We start from the raw sequence: 18,623 nt of genomic DNA, 5'->3' as shown, positions 1-18,623 counted from the left end.
AAATCTTCCAGATAAGCAACTTTGCGTTTGCTTATCTGGAAAGAAATAAAATTAGATAAACCTACTGGGTGCCACCAACGGTTAATTGATCAATTTTAAGTGTTGGTTGTCCGACACCTACAGGAACACTTTGACCATCTTTACCACAAACACCAACACCAGCATCTAAAGCTAAGTCATTACCTACCATGCTGACATTTTTCATAGCTTCAGGACCACTGCCTATAAGTGTCGCGCCTTTGATAGGTGAAGTAATCTCGCCATTTTCAATCAAATATGCTTCTGAACTCGTAAAAACAAATTTACCCGATGTTATATCAACTTGACCACCGGCAAAATGCGGCGCATAAATTCCCTTTTCGACGCTGGCGATAATATCTTTCGGATCATATTTTCCAGCTAACATATAAGTATTGGTCATTCTAGGCATTGGCAGGTGAGCATAAGATTCTCGGCGCCCATTACCTGTCGGTGCAACTCCCATTAACTTAGCATTATGTTTATCTTGCATATAGCCTTTCAAGACCCCATTTTCTATTAAAACATTATACTGAGATGGCGTACCTTCATCGTCAATGGTTAATGAGCCTCTGCGATTCGCTAAAGTACCATCATCGGCGATAGTACAATGCTCTGATGTCACTTGTTGACCTACCCGATTTGAGAACGTCGAAGAGCCTTTGCGATTAAAGTCGCCCTCTAATCCGTGTCCAACCGCTTCATGCAATAAGACGCCAGGCCAACCGTTGCCCAACACTACCGGAAAACTGCCAGCAGGAGAGTCTATCGCCACTAAATTGACTAAGGCTTGACGCACCGCTTCCTCTGCGTAACCAAGGTAGCGAGCTTTTCCCGATACAGGTTCGAAGAAGTAACTATAGTCAGTGCGCGCGCCACCGCCTGCACTAGCTCGTTCTCGCTTGCCATTTTCTTCAACTAAAACAGAGCAGTTTAAGCGAACCAGTGGCCTAATATCAGTTGCATAAGTTCCGTCACTTGCTGCAACTAAAATTTTCTCATATACACCTGATAGGCTTACGATAACTTGTTTTACGCGGCTATCAACTTGACGAGCATGCGCTTCAACCTCATGAAGTAGCGCAATTTTTTGTTCTTGAGATAAACTTGCTAAAGGGTCATTAGCGAAATATATTTCACTCACTTTTTGCTTTTTAAAAGCATGCACCGACCCTGTTTGTTCGGCAGTTGCAATACCTCGAGCAGCCTCTGCCGCCATGGTTAATGCTTCAGGGGTAATATCATCGGAGTATGCAAAGCCAGTTTTTTCACCAGAAATTGCCCTCACGCCAACACCTTTTTCGATGTTATATGAGCCTTCCTTGACGATACCGTCTTCCAACATCCAAGATTCATGACGGCTTGCCTGAAAATATAAATCGGCTAAATCTATTTTTCGCCGGTAAATACTGGCTAAGGTTTTTTGTAAAAAGTCTGCGTCTAACTGACTATCAAACAAGAGCGCTTGCTCTACACTATTCATAATTTTTCAACTTTGTAATAAACTGATTATGGTCATTAACTGGCATCGCATTTCTAACTTCATTTAAGGTATCAAGACAAAACGATGCGCTGGCATGACCTTCTTGTTCTTCTAAACTGGTTAATATGTCACCCCAAGGGCTTATTATCACACTGTGTCCCCAGGTCTCTCGGCCATTTACATGAACCCCTGATTGACCCGCTGCAACGATATATACTTGATTTTCAATTGCCCTTGCTCGCAACAAAACTTGCCAATGCGCTGCTCCGGTTACTCGTGTAAAAGCGCTTGGAACGGTAATAACGTTAGCCCCTTGGGAAGTTAAATGACGAAAAAGCTCAGGAAAGCGCAAATCATAACAAATCGTTAATCCTAATGTCACCTCACCTATTTCTACTAATTGAGCTTTATCGCCTGGTTGGGTGTACCTGGACTCTAAGTAGTTTTTCTCACCATCATCAACAGTAACATCAAATAAATGTATTTTGTCATACCGACTTAGTTGAGCACCCGTTTTATCAAAAACGAAACAAGTATTAGTGTATTTTTCGTGATTATCACTCAGCATTGGAATACTGCCGGCAACCAAAGTAACACGATATTTACCAGCGAGTTCAGATAACGCTTTTACTAAGGCATTACTCTCTGTTGTCGCCTGCGCTAATGCTAACTGCTCTACATCTTTACTACCAAAGAAAAGACAGCATTCTGGTAACACCACGACATGCTCTGACGATACCTCAAGACTTGCCAGTTGTTGCTCAATAAAAGCAAGGTTTTTATCAACATCTGGCGTTGAACACATTTGAATGACGGTAAGTTTAGTCATTATAACTCCTTTGGAACCTCTATTTCAGTTTCAGGTTCACTTGTCTTTTCGGTGTTGTCAGATGCTTTGACATCAGTATCAACTATTTGAGGTGGACTAGAGCGGCCAACGCTTATATTTTGACTTTTTCTATTTACCTCACGTAAACTTGGCTCGTTAATATTTCCGGTCAGTTCAAATGTAAATTCCGACCAAACCTTTGATATCAACACTTCGTCAAGCGCTAAGGCGCCTAAAAATGTCACTGGGTTTAATGTCGCTATCCAAGCAATTGCCGGTAAACTAGCACTAAAGTTTGGTTTATAGGACATGCGATAATCTAATGTCTCAGAAACAAGATTGGTATTACCCTGAATCGATAAATCACCTGCAGCGCCTTTCATCTTGGTATTGTCAGTATACAACACGCCATCTTCCAATCGGGCGTGACTTTTAATTTGACTGTAAAACATGCCATCACTAAAAATATCGCGAAAATCTAATGTCAATTTTCGCACCAGTGACTGTAAACTTAATACCGAAAAAATTCTTAGCCCTTTGTCATCAACATCAGCTAAATACCCATCATCAAGTTCACTACTGATTTCGCCGTCCAATGTTTCTAGGTTCCATTGAAAAGGCGCCCCTTCCCAATTCAATTCAAAATTGCTTTCTAAACCACTATCTTTGATTAACGAAGCATAGCCAAGTTTCTTTAATTCCTGCTCAATGTCGTCCAGCTCAATTCTACCCTTAAATTGGCTATCATAGCCCTGTTCAGCTTTTTGCCACTGTCCTGACAGAATCACTTGACTCTTATCTCGTTTGGCGATGAAACTATCAACCGTTATCGAGCCCTGCTCTCTTCTAGAAATTGAAAAATTCAGTTCGCCCAGATCAAGCCCCCATAGTGTGCAGCGCCGACATTGCGCAGTAATAGGGGGTAAGGCATTAAACACGTTATCAGCAATTGCTAATTGCTGTTTCTCATCATCAGCTTCGACAACTGATGATTCACTTTCAGTGAGTTTGGCTGGTATATTGATAAAATCTGCATCAATAGCGATGCCTTGAGTGAGCCAGTCAGGATAAAATTTTATTTGCCCTTGGGCTTGGACACTGCTTAGGTCAAGCGCCCACCAAGCTTGTTCATCGCTTAAGTTAAAAATGACATCATCAATGGTTTCCCCTAAGACATTGAGCTGAGCTACCTTTCCTCTAACTCGTTGCGGTGCAGGCATTAATGAAAGTGAAGCGGCATTGTCAGGCACATGCTCTTCGATTGACGTAAGAATATCGCTAATTAGCGGTTGCCATTCACTGATATCTGCCGAGTCTAGCGCGGCACTAATATGAAAACCGTTTAGCGGTAACAGCATATCTTCTTGCCCTAACACTAGATGCGCGCGCTTAAAAACAGTCTTTTGATGATCAAGTACCCCATAAAAACTAATGTTTTCTCCAACCACTGCATCTAAAGTACTTTCATGTTCATCACCTGTAACTTTTGCATAAACTGAGCGTTTATCATCAATTGCTTTATTAAACGGTTTGGGTAAATTTAATTGTGTTCTGGCCAAATCAGACAAAACCGACAATTCATAGCTAAATTTACCGTCATTATCATTGTTTAATATTAACTCTGCTCGCCAATCAACTTGCCCCTGGGCATAAGCAGTTAAAGACTCTGGTAATTGTGCTTGCCATTGGCTCTCTTGCCAAGGCGCTTCAATTGATAAGCGTGTTTGATAAGTTGACTCGCTTGGCGCACTATCAACGGCAATCGATAGCGGCATACCTCGCCAATCTGTCGTTAAGTTTTTCGACTTGATAACTTCGTCAACGAATGAAAGTACACCACTAACCTGCTCAAAGTGCATCTCTGGGGACTGCAATGTAATCGCATTATTATCGAAATAAACCTTTCCTGCGACTGAAGTTTTGTCGGTATCATTGAGCGGAATACTTAGTGTTATATCAGCATCAACCGGTTTGCCAATACTGACTTGTTCAAGCACTGCTCCAACGCTGTCATCTAAAGGGCTTTGCGCCATTAATACCTTGATATCTGATGGCTTAGCATCAAGCACTTTGGCATCAATTGCCAACAGTTGTTCACCGACTAACTCTTCAATAACTGCAGTCACGCCGGTAACATTAATGCCTTTTAAAGTGCCAGAACGTCCAGTGATCAACATACTATTGTTAGTAAAATTCAAGTTACCATAAAAGTTTTCGATTTCAGGCCAGCTTGGGTCAAATTGAAAGGTCGCATTCTCTAATTCTGCATTAACGGTAAAGATGCCTTGATGGTCGGTAAACGGAAATTCTTGAAGGGGCCCATTAAATAACACCTGCGCTTGCGATACCTGGCCATCAACTAATGAATCCGATAAATAATTAACAAGATCGCCCCCCATTAGATGCACAGGGTAATAATGCATTGCTTGACTTGCATTGGCGTTTTTAACGTCAGCGAGCAATGCCATCGTCGTTGGCTTGCCTTCAGTGACATCTATCTGTGCCTGGCCATTTAACACTAAGTCTTCATTAACTAAAAATAAGCGATTTAACTGAGCTGTTACCCCTTGCTCTTTAAAGAACATATCAAGGTGTATCGCCAACTCGTTGTATTCCATTGGCTGATCAAACTGGTCTTGAAAATCAAGCGCACTATCATAGCTAGCCACAGTAAGATTTAGGTGTTGGTCATGAAAACTGAGTTTTCCGTCAACTCCCTCCATTTTAGGTATCCCTTGGTAATACTGGTTACCAAATCCTTCAACAGTTGCCAGTGCACTCAACACGCCATTTTTCGATTGCCACTGAACGTCAAGCAATGTGCCTTGCGGTGCTAAATGAGCGATCCATTGACGAATTTGTTCATTTTCAGCAAAAAGTGGCGTTAGTAATGCGCTGCCACTTATATTTAACGCCGAGATAACCCCCTCTAGTTGACCTTTATCGGAAGATACGGCGATAGAAAGAGGTTGCCATTGCTGATTATTCGAACTCACCGAAATAGTTGACGTTTGTAGGTTGAAATTATCTTTACCGTTAATATTCGAGACCAAGACTTGGCTAGGCATGATATTAAACGTTTGAATTTTTCCTTGATGTTGCCAGGCGATTTGGTTTTCCCCCAACTCCACTTGCAGACGATTGATGGCTCCTTGCTCTATCGACATCCACGCATCAAAGTTAATTGAGGCATGGGTATCTTCATCACCAATAGCCAATACTTTATCCAGCCAAGGTGTTATATTGACCTGATTAGCTTTTGCATAAAGCACTCCGGTCATATCTTGAATGGCTTCCCCCTCAACAGCGAGAGCGATATTGATATTGTTTGACGTTAAACCATCAATAATGACACTACCATTTGCATTATGACGACTACCTTGATTTAACCAACTGAGAGTTTCAATTAAATAGGTGTGTTGTGCATGTTCGTTACGATAGATAACTTGAGAATTAACTAACGAGAAACGACTGATTTGTTGAAGAAATATGTCAGCAATATTATTTAGTATTTCATAACTTTGCTCTGAACTGTCCGACGACTGAAGCAATGCTTTATCAAAGAGTATTTTAACGCCGTTTAAAGTTAAGTCCTTGGTGACCACTTGCTGATTGGCAATACTGCGCCAAAAGTCCAAATTAAAATCGATTTCACCGATGTATACTTCAACCCCTTCTGCCTGTAAAAAGCTGACATTTCTCGCGACAAACGCGGGGCCAGATTTTTGCCAATCCATGTGCAGTGTGCCAATAACAATCTCACTATGATAGGTTTTATTGATGTAGTTTTGAAAATCTAAACGATAGTTATGAGCATAAGGAAGGAGTAGTCTAAGTGCACTAATTAAAACAGCAAAAGTCACCAACAAAATCGCCAAAATTTTGTATATTCGGTTTAATACCCGATTGGAAACCTTACTAATGCCCATTAATACTCTACTACTGATTATTCGGTAACTATAACGTTACCGCTTAAAATAAACACAGTGTGATACTCAGTTACATAACAACTTATACAATGGAGATCACATCATAACAACGTCAAACTGCTCCTGATTATACATGCTTTCTGTTTGGATCTTAATTTGTTTACCAATAAAGACCTCGAGCTCAGCTAAGTTGTGAAATTCATCGTTAATTAATGACTCACTGACTAAGGTCGATGCGTAAACGATAAACTTGTCAGCATCATACGCTCGATTAACACGAACGATTTCTCTTAAAATTTCAAAACACACGGTTTCTACCGTTTTAAGGTTGCCACGCCCAGAACAAACGTCACATTCACTACACAAAATATGTTCTAAACTCTCCCGCGTTCTTTTTCGGGTCATTTCAACTAACCCCAGCGCTGAAAAGCCACTAATACTAAATTTGACCTTATCTTTCGACATCGCACTTTCTAAGCTGTGCAATACGCGCCTTTTGTGATCTTCATTGGTCATATCAATAAAGTCGACAATAATAATTCCGCCTAAATTGCGTAAGCGAAGTTGTCTAGCAATAGCCTGTGTCGCTTCGATATTGGTATTAAATATCGTTTCTTCTAAATTGCGATGACCAACAAAAGCGCCGGTATTAATATCGATTGTCGTCATTGCCTCTGTTTGGTCAATAATCAAATACCCACCTGACTTTAAGGTGATCTTTCGGTGCAATGCCCGTTGAATTTCATTCTCAACATCAAACAAATCAAAAATGGGCCGCTCACCTGGGTAATATTCCAATACTTTTGTTAACTCAGGTACAAACTCTTGAGTAAATTCTACCAGCTGATCGAACGTTAATTTAGAATCAACGCGAATACGTTCAAGTTCAATACCAACAAAATCTCGTAAGACACGAAATGCTAATGATAAATCTTGATATAGTGCGACTTTCGTTTGCTTTCGTTTCTTACGCTCTACTACCTTAGACCATACTCTGCGCAAAAATTCCGCATCATGCTTTAATTCTTGCTCGCCAGCGCCTTCAGCGGCAGTACGCACAATAAAACCATGGTGTTCATCACAATAGGGGGTGACAATATCTTTTAATCGATTACGCTCGCTAACATCTTCTATTCGCTGAGAAATCCCAGCGTGACTCGCATTGGGCATTAACACTAAATAACGTGCTGCAACGGTGATATCTGTGGTCAAACGAGCACCCTTGGTACCCAGCGGATCTTTAACCACTTGCACGACAATATATTGTCCTTCATGAACCAAGCTTCTGATATCGGGTACCGTTTTAGAGTCTTGCTCTTCGTTTAACATGAGACTGGAATTAATATCGGAGGCGTGTAAAAACGCGGCTTTATCTAAATTTATGTCAACAAAAGCTGCTTGCATACCCGGTAAAACGCGGATCACTTTACCAAGATAAATATTACCCACTAACCCCCTACGTGCCTCGCGCTCAATATGCACTTCTTGAAGTACACCATTTTCTATTAACGCAACACGAGTTTCACTAGGGGTGACATTAATTAGTAACTCTCCACTCATTTTTAAATACCTGATGCCTGTACTGGTGTTGGCCAGTTAAATTGGGCTAATAATCTTGCCGTCTCGTATAAGGGTAAGCCAACCACTGCACTATAGCTACCTTTTATCTCAGTAACAAATTGTCCACCTATGCCCTGAATGCCATAACTACCGGCTTTATCTTGTGGTTCGCCGGTGTGCCAATAATTAGCAATTTCCTGTTCGGATAATCTCTTAAACGTAACGTCTGTTGTAATTAGCTCTGTTTGACTGTCGCCATTACCGATCACGGCAATGGCCGTGAACACTTGGTGGGTATTGCCAGAAAGCAAAGTCAACATTTGCAAACTATCTTGAAAATCCTTCGGTTTACCCAGAATATGATGTTGATAAACAACAGCGGTATCTGAACCTAGCACCACATCAGAGCTCGGTCTTAGTTTAGCAACCGCTTCAGCCTTAGCTAATGCAACCCTTTTCACATAATCAACAGGGGACTCTTGCGTTAACGGTGTTTCATCTATGTCGGCTACTAGGCAATGAAACTCATAGCCTAACTGGCGAAGTAACTCTGCTCGTCTTGGCGACTGCGAGGCAAGAACTAATGATGGTTTCATATTATTTAATCTTAAAGTGACGACGAATTTTTCTCAGCAGTAAAAACGCCCAAGGCCACAGTATGACCGTGGTTATTACTGGATACAAATAGCTCGGTAAAAAAACTACATCGGTCAGAAAACGTTGAAACCAAAACACCAGTAAGTGATAAAGCGCCGATAAAACGCCAATAATCAAGGCTTGCTGCCACACGGAAAAGTTACGAATTTTTTGAAAGTTGCTGGCAATGATAAAGCATGAAATCGCCATGGCTGCTGCGTGTATGCCAAGTACAGAGCCCAACAAAATATCAATGATTAAACCTAATAGCCAGGCAGTACCGACATTAATTCTACTTGGCAGAGCCAAACACCAATAAAGCACCGCAACCAATGCCCAATCAGGGCGAAAAGCATCAACCGCTAATGGAAGTGGGATAATGGTCGCCGTTAACGCGGCAATAAAGGTGAGCAATATAATTAAGCCATTGTGAGCAAACATTATTGGCTCTCCTCTTGTTCAGCTTGAGAAGCAGACGAGAACAAACTCTGTTCACTTTTCGGCCACAGTAACAATAAATACCTTAGCCTATCAATCTTAGCAACGGGTTCACTTTGTACCTGTTTAAACGGTCGAGATTCATCTTGCCTAACAACCACGACTCGCGCAACGGGGTAACCTTCTGGGTATTTACCACCCAACCCAGAAGTCACCAGCAGATCCCCTTCTTTAATATCAGTGCTGTGCGGGACAAAATTATGGGTTAATTTATCTAGCGTTCCAGTGCCGCTTGCCACCAGGCGAACACCGTTTCGGCTCACTCGAACGGGCACCCCTTGTGTGACATCGGTGATCAGCAGGACTCGGCTGCTATTAGTGCCAACATGCAATATTTGACCAACAACGCCGTTATCATCAATAACCGCTTGCCCTTCAAAAACACCTTCGTTAGCCCCTTTGTTTATTACCACTTGATGTGAATAGGGATCGCTGTCTACCGAAACAATTTCAGCAACCATTTTTTTCGCTTCCGTACGAACCGGTGAAGCAAGCAAAGAGCGTAATCGAGCATTTTCTTTTTTAAGCATTTCTAACTGCATTAACTGCTCTTTCAATTTCAATTGATTGGCTTTAAAAAGTTGATTTTGTTCTATGAGTTTTTGTCGACTGACTAAGTTCTCAGCAGCCCAATCAACGGCATTTTTCGGGGCAGAAGCGAGATATTGCAATGGACTAACTAACGATTGAAGATACCCTCTTACCGCTTCAAAACTATTCATTTTGTAATCAAAGAATATTAGTAGAATCGACAAAATGAGCATCATAATAAGACGATGCTGAGGTGAGGGGCCGTGTTTAAATATTGGGTTCATTAAAGCTGTCGAGTATCGGTTAACGAAACATAGGCAAGTGAGCAAAAGGCGATGAAGTTATCATCGCCTTTTGTGGTTTTATTCGTAAGAAAATAAATCGCCGCCATGCATATCTATCATTTCGAGAGCTTTACCACCACCTCGAGCAACACAAGTTAGCGGATCATCTGCAACGACTACCGGAATACCGGTTTCCTCCATTAATAAACGATCTAAATCTTTTAATAATGCACCACCGCCAGTGAGTACCATGCCACGCTCAGAAATATCAGAAGCGAGTTCTGGTGGCGATTGCTCCAAGGTTACCATGATGGCACTAACGATACCCGTTAGTGGTTCTTGTAAAGCTTCTAAAATTTCATTGCTGTTTAGGGTAAAGCTACGTGGTACACCTTCGGCTAAGTTACGACCACGTACTTCTATTTCAATTAACTCTTCACCAGGGTAAGCGGAGCCGATTTCATGTTTAATGCGCTCTGCAGTTGCTTCACCTATCAGGCTACCAAAGTTACGGCGGACATAATTGATAATCGCATCATCAAACTTATCACCACCAATGCGCACTGAAGACGAATAAACCACGCCATTTAACGAGATAATACCAACTTCAGTCGTACCACCACCGATATCAACCACCATTGAGCCTGTTGCTTCAGATACTGGCATACCGGCACCAATCGCGGCTGCCATCGGCTCATCAATTAAATAAACTTCACGCGCTCCAGCACCTAATGCTGATTCTCGAATAGCGCGACGTTCAACCTGAGTAGAACCGCAAGGAACACAAACTAAAACTCGCGGGCTAGGACGTAAAAAGTTATTGCTATGCACTTGTTTAATGAAGTATTGCAACATTTTCTCAGTAACAAAAAAGTTAGCAATCACACCATCTTTCATTGGACGAATGGCTTCAATGTTACCAGGGGTACGCCCTAACATCTGTTTAGCCGCCGCACCTACAGCCGCCACACTTTTAGAACCACCTGAGCGATCTTGACGAATCGCAACCACGGACGGTTCATTTAACACAATGCCTTGGTCTTTGACATAGATGAGGGTATTGGCTGTTCCTAAATCGATAGAAAGATCGTTTGAAAACATGCCGCGTAATTTCTTAAACATAAAGTCTAACTGTCCTTTTTAGGTCAACAAGGCAAGTCTTTGCCTAAACAAGTTATAATTTTTATCATTACCGTTAATCATACCCTAGCTTTGTTCAGATGTGATGCCTCAAATGTGAAAAAATCACAGAAATTTGCGATTTTTTCACTGAAATGATTAAAAACACCTTAATTCCCCACTTCTCGCCACGAAATAATCCGATCGTTTCCGCGATAAAGGCCAAAGGTAATAACGGCACTCGGGTTTTGCTCGAATGGACCGTCACCATCATCCCAATCATATTTCAGCCAAGTGGGTACTTCGTACTCAAATATCACCGAACCCTGTTGGCCAATGACTGGCGCTGAGAACGTCAACTTATTTAACACCCCATCAAAAAACGTATCATTAACTGACGCATTTGTTTGGTCTGCACTTAAACCATCTTTCTCGACCAAACGATAATCATAAAGGTCATCCATTGGGTCGTACAAATCTCCTAACTCTTTATCGTTAATCTTAGCAAGCGTACAAGAATCATCACTATTTACCACAAACCTTGTACCGTCGTAATACTGTACTTGCATAGGTGCAATAATGTTTGAAGTTTCAGGTCCATAGGCATTTTCGATAAACCAGCGGCCAAAGCGTATTTTACTCTCACCTGACAAACTTTTAGCTATAAACAAAGGCTCGTCTTCAGTACCATTATTTAGCATATTCAAGTCATTGAGTTGACTGCCATCAGGATCTTCAAGCTTTATTCCAAATTTAAGATTATCATAAGGGCCATCTACTTTTTTGGTGCGGGTAAATTGGCCTACATCATACTTAATACCACTTATCTGAACTGTACTATCACTGTCGTTTTTGTAAACCCCATTATCCCATAAGCCCTTATTTTTTATATCAAAACCTTGAAGTCGATCCGTGAGTTCGGTAGTACTGTCATTTTCTGCAACTACCGTAATTTTCGCTTTGGCTAAATCGCCAAAATAGTTTTTCGTCGGTTCCTTTTGCATATTCAGGGCATGAATTTCATAATGCAGCTTTAATTCAGGTTGCCCCATATAGGTCATCGAGTAGGTCATCGAGTCACAGAAGTTTTTGACCTTAGAATATTTTAAGTCAAAGGATGCAGGGATAAAACGGCCTATGACGCTTTCGCCTTGAGCATCAATACTGTTTGCACTGCCGCCACGTACAAACAACTTAACGCCCCCCACTTCACTATAACGCGCGCCATTCGGTGGCGTTGATGTGGTTAAGCTCTGGTATATCCCATTATTTAATGAAATTTCGCTATTATTAAAATTAGGTGGACTGCTTGTTGAAGACGTCAAACTAACCCCATTAGCAGTGAATACGCCTTCAACACTGTTTTGAACCAATTGAGTAGGAAGCGGTTCAGTAGGAAGCAGTCGTTGTAAGGCAAGCTTAACCGTGCCTTGATAATTCCCTGTAACATCACCATTTACATTAACGGCTTTTATCTCCAAGTTAAAAGGATTGCCCGCTAACTCAGTTGGATCACCAGCAGAATTAGTATTATTAAGTGAAGTATCATTGTTTTTTTCATCTTTCTTGTAAGCATCAACAATAAATCGTTTGGGGCGCACATAAAAATCTCTACTGGCTCCGGTGAGCGTCACTTCGGGGGAAGTATCTGTTGCTGGTATCGTATGACTTGCTTGAAGCGCTATCTTACCAGCATCGAAATAAATATTCTCTGGTAGTTGAGCGCTAGAGTTTTCATCAAAACTCAATAGTACATCTTGAGGTAAAGAAACCTCACCAATTTGGTACGCTAATCCAGTTGTGCTCGGGGCAATATTTTTCAAACTAAAACGAATACTGCGCTGTCCAGCATTATCAAAATAGGCTTCACACACACCATTATTATCTTTTACTGCCTGAATATAAATACGCGAACCGTTAGCATCGACCATCGGTTCACCTGCAACTTCGATGTCATTAAAACCGGTAATTTTAAAGCCAGCATCAGCAAACGTCATTACGCAACTTGGCCCATTGCCTGTCAGACAAACATTGCTATTCGTCGCTGCTATCGATTCATTCGATAACGAAAGAATGACATTTTCTGCAAAATAATAATTGAAATTAACCGTGCCAACACCATTGATAAACGTCCCATCCTTTCGAACAACATCATTGTCGCCGACAACATTCAAGGTAAAACTGCCAGCTAGAGGCGCGGGGTCACAAGTACCATCAAAGTCATTAGTACAGGCCATGATAGTCACGGTTTCACTATCACAGGTTAAGCCACTGCCATCATGGAGTATTTGATAATGGTTCACAGTCGGGGGAGTTACACCACACTGATAAAAAACACGTGCACTATCAATGATATTAATATTAGCCCCTGATAATGCGCCATCAATATCAGGCCCTCCCCATACGGTAATATCACCTCTGGCGTAAACTAACGCCTGAACACGGGCTGCTTGATCAATATTAATATTATTGTAGCCGGCAATCGATAGCTTGCGATCAACGCTAGGCACAGTAGCTACATTAAACTCACTATACCTATTCGTTGAAAAGCTATTAAAAACAAAGAGTTTAACTTCTCCTGGAGAAGATATATTGATTACACTGCCCTCTGCCAACAATAAGTTTTCTATCCAATATTCTCCTGGCGCGAGGTTCAGCGTAGCATATTGCCCGGTTGTCGATAAATTTCTAATTTTATAAACAGAACTTTTCGAGGATGTAGTTAATTGAGCTCCGGCAGCGACGACAATATCCCTGTATTCAGTGTCATTAGATGTACCTATGGTCGCTGTTTGATTGACATTTAAATATAAGGTTTGAACACTCGAAGTGGTTTTAAAGCTCGGTAAGGTAATTTTTTGAGTAGGTGAGCCACTGGCGCTACACACACCTTGATTCCAACAAGAGTTGGTATTAAAAAAGTTGGTGGTAACCGATGGCGTCGCCAAGATGGTATCTGGGTTATCGTGCAAATACGCATTGGCGCCAAAATTAATGTTACCACTACCGCTGTGAGAGGTTAAGCCATCAACAAAAGTGGTATCGCAACTAAACTCAGGGCTAGCGACAATAGGGGTTATTGTACCAGTTCCACTACCATTACCAATATTCGCGCCGCTCGAGCCGTCGAGGAACAACTCAAACGTTCGAGTGACATTATCGCCGACTAAGGTTGTCGATATGGGTGGTAGCGTTATAGAACTATAGCCTGCTGGAATAAAGACAGGCGTTTGACTAACACCTTGATAATGCGTTGGCGATATTGCCGTGTTATCAAAGGTACGGTAGCGAAAGGCAACATCATAATAAGTGGTTATAGGGTCGCCTTGGAAATTGGTTAATTGCACGGTAAAAACAATGTTATTACCCTGCTCGGTGCTAGCGTCCAAGACACGAAGGTAAGGGAAATTACCGCCATTACCCGCACCTGGAGTATTGTTTTTAGCGGCATTGATCACTTGCCAAGGTCCGGTGCCATCAGGAATGCGATGCAACAGCTTAGTACCATTTTCGGTCATTGGAATATTGTATTGATAGGCAAGGTTGCTGCAATTAATCGACTGATAGTTTCTGCCATTAACACTGATATAATCGATAGCATGACCATTGGCATCCAATAATGCGACATCAAAGCCATTTGCAAAGTCAATATAAATATCATTTAAGATCGGCGATTGGTAATACAACCAAGGGTAAGACGCGCCGCCACCAGCAGCATCTGAGACGCTAATCGTTTGGCAACTGATAGTGCTGCGACAAATTTTCATTGACCAATTGTTATAGACACTAGCCGGCACTGCTGAATCTATCAGTTTAATTTCGATAAACGAAGGACGGTCGGCTCCTGTTTTCTTAAAGAAAACCTCATTAATACTTGCCGAACCAATATATGAAGAACATTGTGCTACCGAATACAAGCTCAGTAACGTCAACAATATTCCACTTAACAGGGTCAAAAACTTCTTCATGCAGCGCTAGACAATTTAACCGTTATTAGCCTTAGTGTAGTTAACGTTACTCTTTAGTGCATCATTTAACAAGTAACTACTTGAATTTGTATTAGGTTTAATAAACAAATTGATAAAAAAAGCCCCGCGGAATGCAGGGCTAACTTTTCATGAAACAAACAGACTTAGTTATTATAGGAATTTATCGCGCACTGAGAGTAATAATAAACCTAATGCAAATATCAATATCGATGTAGGCTCTGGAATACTAGCGCTTGCGGCATGTGGTCTGACGTAAAAAGTTTCAGCTTGGATCATCATCGAATACGCCATTGAATAATCAAAAGAATTGTTGAAATCGTCTGGTGATAGTCCAGCATTTTCTGCCCAAACGCTTCTAACAATTCTTTGTGAAATATCAGAAACATCATCAACAGTGCTGTAAAATGTATTCCAATATTCAAAAGCATGAATATACTCAATACCGTTATCCGTCTGACGAGTAAATAAGTCAAACTGCCCATCCTCTGCTATGTCGGCAGATAATGCGTCTTTTAAAAGCTGAAGTTGTTCATCATTGGCATACCCCCAACCTTCATGGAATTCTGGCGCGTATAGGGTATTTAACCCCCGTGTTTCGGTGTTGACAGGCGATGCCCAAGCCCACTCATAGTCACCAATAACAACATAATCGTCTTCAGTTAAATCACTATAGATCAAGCCAGCTTTGGCCTGCGTAGTTATAAGAAAACAGATTGCAATCAAAGATTTGAAAATAAACTTAACCACTAAATACCTCATATAATGATAGACTTCATTATTTTTAATTTAACAAAGCAAAAATCAAACCAAAAATAAAATACCAAATAAAAACAATAAGATAAGTTAAAACGAAAGTTTTAGAATTGTATAGATGTAAAATAACTCGACATTAGAGGCCTTTAGCTTCGACCGCTATTTTTCTAGAGGTGATCACACCAGCTATTTGGCATTGGCCTTCGCTGGTTAACTGATAATAAGGCACCTCATTAACTACATCTTGATTGCATGTTACAAAAGCTTGGCAATTGGTGAGTCCTCGCCCTTGCGCGTTTGTAGCAGCGAAGCTAAACGTTTGTGCCGGAGCAAGGCAAGCTCGAGCAGGACTGCTCAGCGGAAAGACTTGTTGAAGTTGACGTTGCATCCCCGATTGTGCCGCCTGAAACGCCCTAGTACCCATCACTTCATAGGCGATGCTTTCCGCTTCGGTTGATAACATTTTTATCAGTGCTACACCTAAGAGACTGATGACAATAATGACAAAAATAGCCACCACTAACGCACTACCATTTGCAAAAGATTTTCTAGTGAGTTTCTGTCTAGGGAACATTGGCCACCTGTATATCATTACTAAAACTGATCTCTTCATCTTTTAATACAAAGTGAAAATACACCTGAACCTGACCATTGCGATATTGACTAGGATTCGACACACGAAAGAAGCTTCGCCCATCCAGATATTCAGCCATCAATACTGCCGTACCATCCGGAACCTCTGCATTGTAATCATAATAGTTTTGATAACGCACCAATTGTTTCCCTTCTAATCCGTCTTGAAAACAAAACGCCACGGGGTCGTCAATAAAGTATATTCGTTGAGTTGGAGAATCTTGTTCAAATAAATGCCGCTCACTTAAGGTAATTGTCCATTGCTTGTTGACTTTTTTTTCTAATCTATCGACACCCTTTATTTTTTTTGACAACACGCCATAGGTTTCAGTGTCATCAAGTGGATAGACGGCTGCGGTTAAATCCGTAGAAAACTCGCTATCATCAAATCGTACCACTGTGACTTCATCACTGGCTGGCTCTGGCGCTACCGGAATGTCGAGATAACTGGCACTGGCTTTTATGGGTCTAAACTCTAAGCATTGATCGTCTGCAATTATTCTTGGGCTATTAGGCAAGGCTAATCTAAGCTCACGATTTAAACGTTCTATCGCAAAACGCGCATTGCTGATTAACTGATCTCTATCGCTACTTTGTACATAAATTTTTGTACCAATATTGAGAAAACGGCTTAAACTAACAGATAACACCCCAAGGATAATTATCACCATTATCATTTCTACTAAAGTAAACCCTTTGGCATTTGGCAACTTATTCATTAAAAATTCGCCCGGTAAGTAGAAAAATCGATAGCAAATCCTGTTGGTGTGATCACGGTAACGCGAATTAGTTTAGCGGTATAATTATTGGCATTAGTTGCGCAATCACCATCGTAATCACTGTCGTTACACACCTCTATCTCGACTGAATAACCCAAATATAAACTAAGATCGTCATTTTGTGAGTTTTTAAAAAAGCCGCTACTACCAGCGTTGCTAATCCCAATGCCGTTAAAATCATCGACATCGTCGAGTATCGTGCGGTCAGTGCCATCACCTTCGCCTGATTCTCTGCCCATAACATTCGAGCATTGTTCGCTACTCTCGACAACTCCACTGTCATCAGCATCTTCATTGCAACGATATCTGCCGCCGGCACGATCTGAGTTTTCATCAAATGCATAAGCGCTGATTTCATTAAGTAATGATTGCCCCAATTCTGCCGCGCGTATTTGATGCACTTGGTCGCCGCTTTGCTCTATCGCTGGATACAAAAGATTGGTGAGTATCGCAAATGAAATCGACAGCATCACGATACCAACGATGGTTTCTAAGAGAGTAAACCCTGAAACATGATAAGGCGATCTACAGCGCATGGATATAACCTTCTGATTCAATTTGAATATGCAAACTCTGTTCACCGCTTACCGTTATCCGGCAAGGATTTATATCAGTGCAAGGTACGCGATTGCCTGCCGCATCTATTAAGCGACCCAAGTGATCAAAAGAGACATTGTTTAAAAAACCACTGAATGCAAAGGTAACATTGTGGTTATCGTCGATAAACACACTGGTATTGCTTTGAAAATCATCATTGCCTTGATCTGCCAACACGCCTGCATTGCAATTATTGGCTTGAGCGGTATCGGTTTGTGATAACCCTATTGCCTTAACTGAAAAAAATACCTGCTTACACACTGGAACTCCAGATTGCTGCATCACTCTTAATTGAATTGCGCGTAAAGTAGTTATTACTTCGTTTCGATAGGTATATTCCTCAAAGCCATTGGATGAGAAAAACTTGGGTATGACGGTAACCATCATTATCCCCATAATAATAATTACAGTGACCAGTTCGATCAAGGAAAACCCATGTTGGGTTTTCTGGTGATGATGACAATAAGTTCTACTCATAGTGAGTTATTATACGCAAGGATTGACCTTTATTATCGGGCGCTCACCTTGCACTAAAGGCGCCTGATAATAAACGATGCAATCATCATTAATAGAAGTAGGCACAGGCCTACCATCATCAAAATAAATCACAAAAGTGGTAAAGTTAGTGCCGATATCAACGCCTTTATAGCGTTCATCCCAACCAGCTAACTCCTTAAAAACATGCGGAAAACCAAGAGGGTAACCGTAGCCAATTAGAACCTCCAACCCTTCAACAGTAACAAATGTTTTATTATTTGGATCAAAATTCTTAGCGATATTATGGTTTCCTTTCACCAATGACTTACCATAGATTAATGCGGCAACCCCTTCTAAGGAGGCTTTTATGGCTTCTAAAGTCGCCGTTTCAGCCTCAGGTTTTAAATTAATATACCTTGGCAAGGCGGTTGCCGCCAAAATACCTAGGATGACAATCACCACTATTAGTTCGATTAACGTAAAACCTTTAGCTTTCACTGTAAAACCT

Annotated in this window: 15 protein-coding genes; all 15 read right to left on the bottom strand. The window is 41.2% G+C overall.

The genetic code is table 11. From position 1 onward, the window contains the following. Positions 1–61: 61 nt before the first annotated feature. Positions 62–1,501, bottom strand: coding sequence for a metalloprotease TldD (gene tldD / locus ACSLUH_RS06960; RefSeq protein WP_448565580.1), 1,440 nt, complete (start codon positions 1,499–1,501; stop codon positions 62–64). After that, positions 1,494–2,330 carry a carbon-nitrogen hydrolase family protein gene (locus tag ACSLUH_RS06955; protein WP_448565579.1) on the bottom strand — a complete coding sequence of 279 codons (837 nt, stop codon included), beginning with the start codon at positions 2,328–2,330 and terminating at the stop codon, positions 1,494–1,496. Before ACSLUH_RS06955 ends, tldD begins: the two co-directional genes overlap by 8 nt. Beyond that, complete coding sequence (locus ACSLUH_RS06950; RefSeq protein ID WP_448565578.1) at positions 2,330–6,259, bottom strand: YhdP family protein; 3,930 nt, start codon at positions 6,257–6,259, stop codon at positions 2,330–2,332. Before ACSLUH_RS06950 ends, ACSLUH_RS06955 begins: the two co-directional genes overlap by 1 nt. Before the next feature lie 96 nt (positions 6,260–6,355). Beyond that, entirely contained in the window at positions 6,356–7,819 is a 1,464-nt protein-coding gene (gene rng / locus ACSLUH_RS06945; RefSeq protein ID WP_448565577.1) for a ribonuclease G, read from the bottom strand. Between the two features lie 2 nt (positions 7,820–7,821). Next, positions 7,822–8,415 (bottom strand): Maf family protein, encoded by a 594-nt coding sequence (locus tag ACSLUH_RS06940; protein ID WP_448565576.1) that lies wholly within the window; start codon positions 8,413–8,415, stop codon positions 7,822–7,824. Between the two features lies 1 nt (position 8,416). Next, entirely contained in the window at positions 8,417–8,896 is a 480-nt protein-coding gene (mreD, locus tag ACSLUH_RS06935; protein WP_448565575.1) for a rod shape-determining protein MreD, read from the bottom strand. Next, a complete protein-coding gene (gene mreC / locus ACSLUH_RS06930) occupies positions 8,896–9,768 on the bottom strand; it encodes a rod shape-determining protein MreC (RefSeq protein WP_448565574.1) in 873 nt (290 codons plus the stop codon). Before mreC ends, mreD begins: the two co-directional genes overlap by 1 nt. 78 nt (positions 9,769–9,846) lie before the next feature. Beyond that, positions 9,847–10,890, bottom strand: coding sequence for a rod shape-determining protein (locus ACSLUH_RS06925; protein WP_448565573.1), 1,044 nt, complete (start codon positions 10,888–10,890; stop codon positions 9,847–9,849). A 167-nt stretch (positions 10,891–11,057) separates the two neighbouring features. After that, the gene (locus ACSLUH_RS06920) at positions 11,058–14,819 is read right to left on the bottom strand and encodes a DUF6701 domain-containing protein (protein ID WP_448565572.1); all 3,762 of its coding nucleotides are present in this window, start codon (positions 14,817–14,819) and stop codon (positions 11,058–11,060) included. Between the two features lie 207 nt (positions 14,820–15,026). Next, positions 15,027–15,554: a hypothetical protein gene (locus ACSLUH_RS06915; RefSeq protein WP_448565571.1), complete on the bottom strand. Its 528-nt coding sequence runs from the start codon at positions 15,552–15,554 to the stop codon at positions 15,027–15,029. A gap of 211 nt (positions 15,555–15,765) precedes the next feature. Further along, on the bottom strand, positions 15,766–16,203 hold the full coding sequence (locus tag ACSLUH_RS06910) for a PilX N-terminal domain-containing pilus assembly protein (protein ID WP_448565570.1): 438 nt from the start codon (positions 16,201–16,203) through the stop codon (positions 15,766–15,768). Next, a complete protein-coding gene (locus ACSLUH_RS06905) occupies positions 16,193–16,981 on the bottom strand; it encodes a PulJ/GspJ family protein (RefSeq protein ID WP_448565569.1) in 789 nt (262 codons plus the stop codon). Before ACSLUH_RS06905 ends, ACSLUH_RS06910 begins: the two co-directional genes overlap by 11 nt. Then, the gene (locus tag ACSLUH_RS06900) at positions 16,981–17,577 is read right to left on the bottom strand and encodes a type IV pilus modification PilV family protein (protein ID WP_448565568.1); all 597 of its coding nucleotides are present in this window, start codon (positions 17,575–17,577) and stop codon (positions 16,981–16,983) included. Before ACSLUH_RS06900 ends, ACSLUH_RS06905 begins: the two co-directional genes overlap by 1 nt. Further along, positions 17,567–18,115, bottom strand: coding sequence for a prepilin-type N-terminal cleavage/methylation domain-containing protein (locus ACSLUH_RS06895; protein WP_448565567.1), 549 nt, complete (start codon positions 18,113–18,115; stop codon positions 17,567–17,569). Before ACSLUH_RS06895 ends, ACSLUH_RS06900 begins: the two co-directional genes overlap by 11 nt. 9 nt (positions 18,116–18,124) lie before the next feature. After that, positions 18,125–18,613, bottom strand: coding sequence for a type II secretion system protein (locus ACSLUH_RS06890; protein WP_448565566.1), 489 nt, complete (start codon positions 18,611–18,613; stop codon positions 18,125–18,127). Positions 18,614–18,623: the final 10 nt, after the last annotated feature.

The organism is Thalassotalea ganghwensis (genome assembly GCF_053485795.1).
The sequence above is the reverse complement of the archived record's forward strand: the minus strand, read 5'-3'. Positions and strand labels throughout refer to the sequence as shown.

Excerpts from the sequence above, each read along its gene's own strand:
- tldD (WP_448565580.1), bottom strand. The coding sequence starts at position 1,501 with ATGAATAGTGTAGAGCAAGCGCTCTTGTTTGATAGTCAGTTAGACGCA.
- ACSLUH_RS06955 (WP_448565579.1), bottom strand. The coding sequence starts at position 2,330 with ATGACTAAACTTACCGTCATTCAAATGTGTTCAACGCCAGATGTTGAT.
- ACSLUH_RS06950 (WP_448565578.1), bottom strand. The coding sequence starts at position 6,259 with ATGGGCATTAGTAAGGTTTCCAATCGGGTATTAAACCGAATATACAAA.
- rng (WP_448565577.1), bottom strand. The coding sequence starts at position 7,819 with ATGAGTGGAGAGTTACTAATTAATGTCACCCCTAGTGAAACTCGTGTT.
- ACSLUH_RS06940 (WP_448565576.1), bottom strand. The coding sequence starts at position 8,415 with ATGAAACCATCATTAGTTCTTGCCTCGCAGTCGCCAAGACGAGCAGAG.
- mreD (WP_448565575.1), bottom strand. The coding sequence starts at position 8,896 with ATGTTTGCTCACAATGGCTTAATTATATTGCTCACCTTTATTGCCGCG.
- mreC (WP_448565574.1), bottom strand. The coding sequence starts at position 9,768 with ATGAACCCAATATTTAAACACGGCCCCTCACCTCAGCATCGTCTTATT.
- ACSLUH_RS06925 (WP_448565573.1), bottom strand. The coding sequence starts at position 10,890 with ATGTTTAAGAAATTACGCGGCATGTTTTCAAACGATCTTTCTATCGAT.
- ACSLUH_RS06910 (WP_448565570.1), bottom strand. The coding sequence starts at position 16,203 with ATGTTCCCTAGACAGAAACTCACTAGAAAATCTTTTGCAAATGGTAGT.
- ACSLUH_RS06905 (WP_448565569.1), bottom strand. The coding sequence starts at position 16,981 with ATGAATAAGTTGCCAAATGCCAAAGGGTTTACTTTAGTAGAAATGATA.
- ACSLUH_RS06900 (WP_448565568.1), bottom strand. The coding sequence starts at position 17,577 with ATGCGCTGTAGATCGCCTTATCATGTTTCAGGGTTTACTCTCTTAGAA.
- ACSLUH_RS06895 (WP_448565567.1), bottom strand. The coding sequence starts at position 18,115 with ATGAGTAGAACTTATTGTCATCATCACCAGAAAACCCAACATGGGTTT.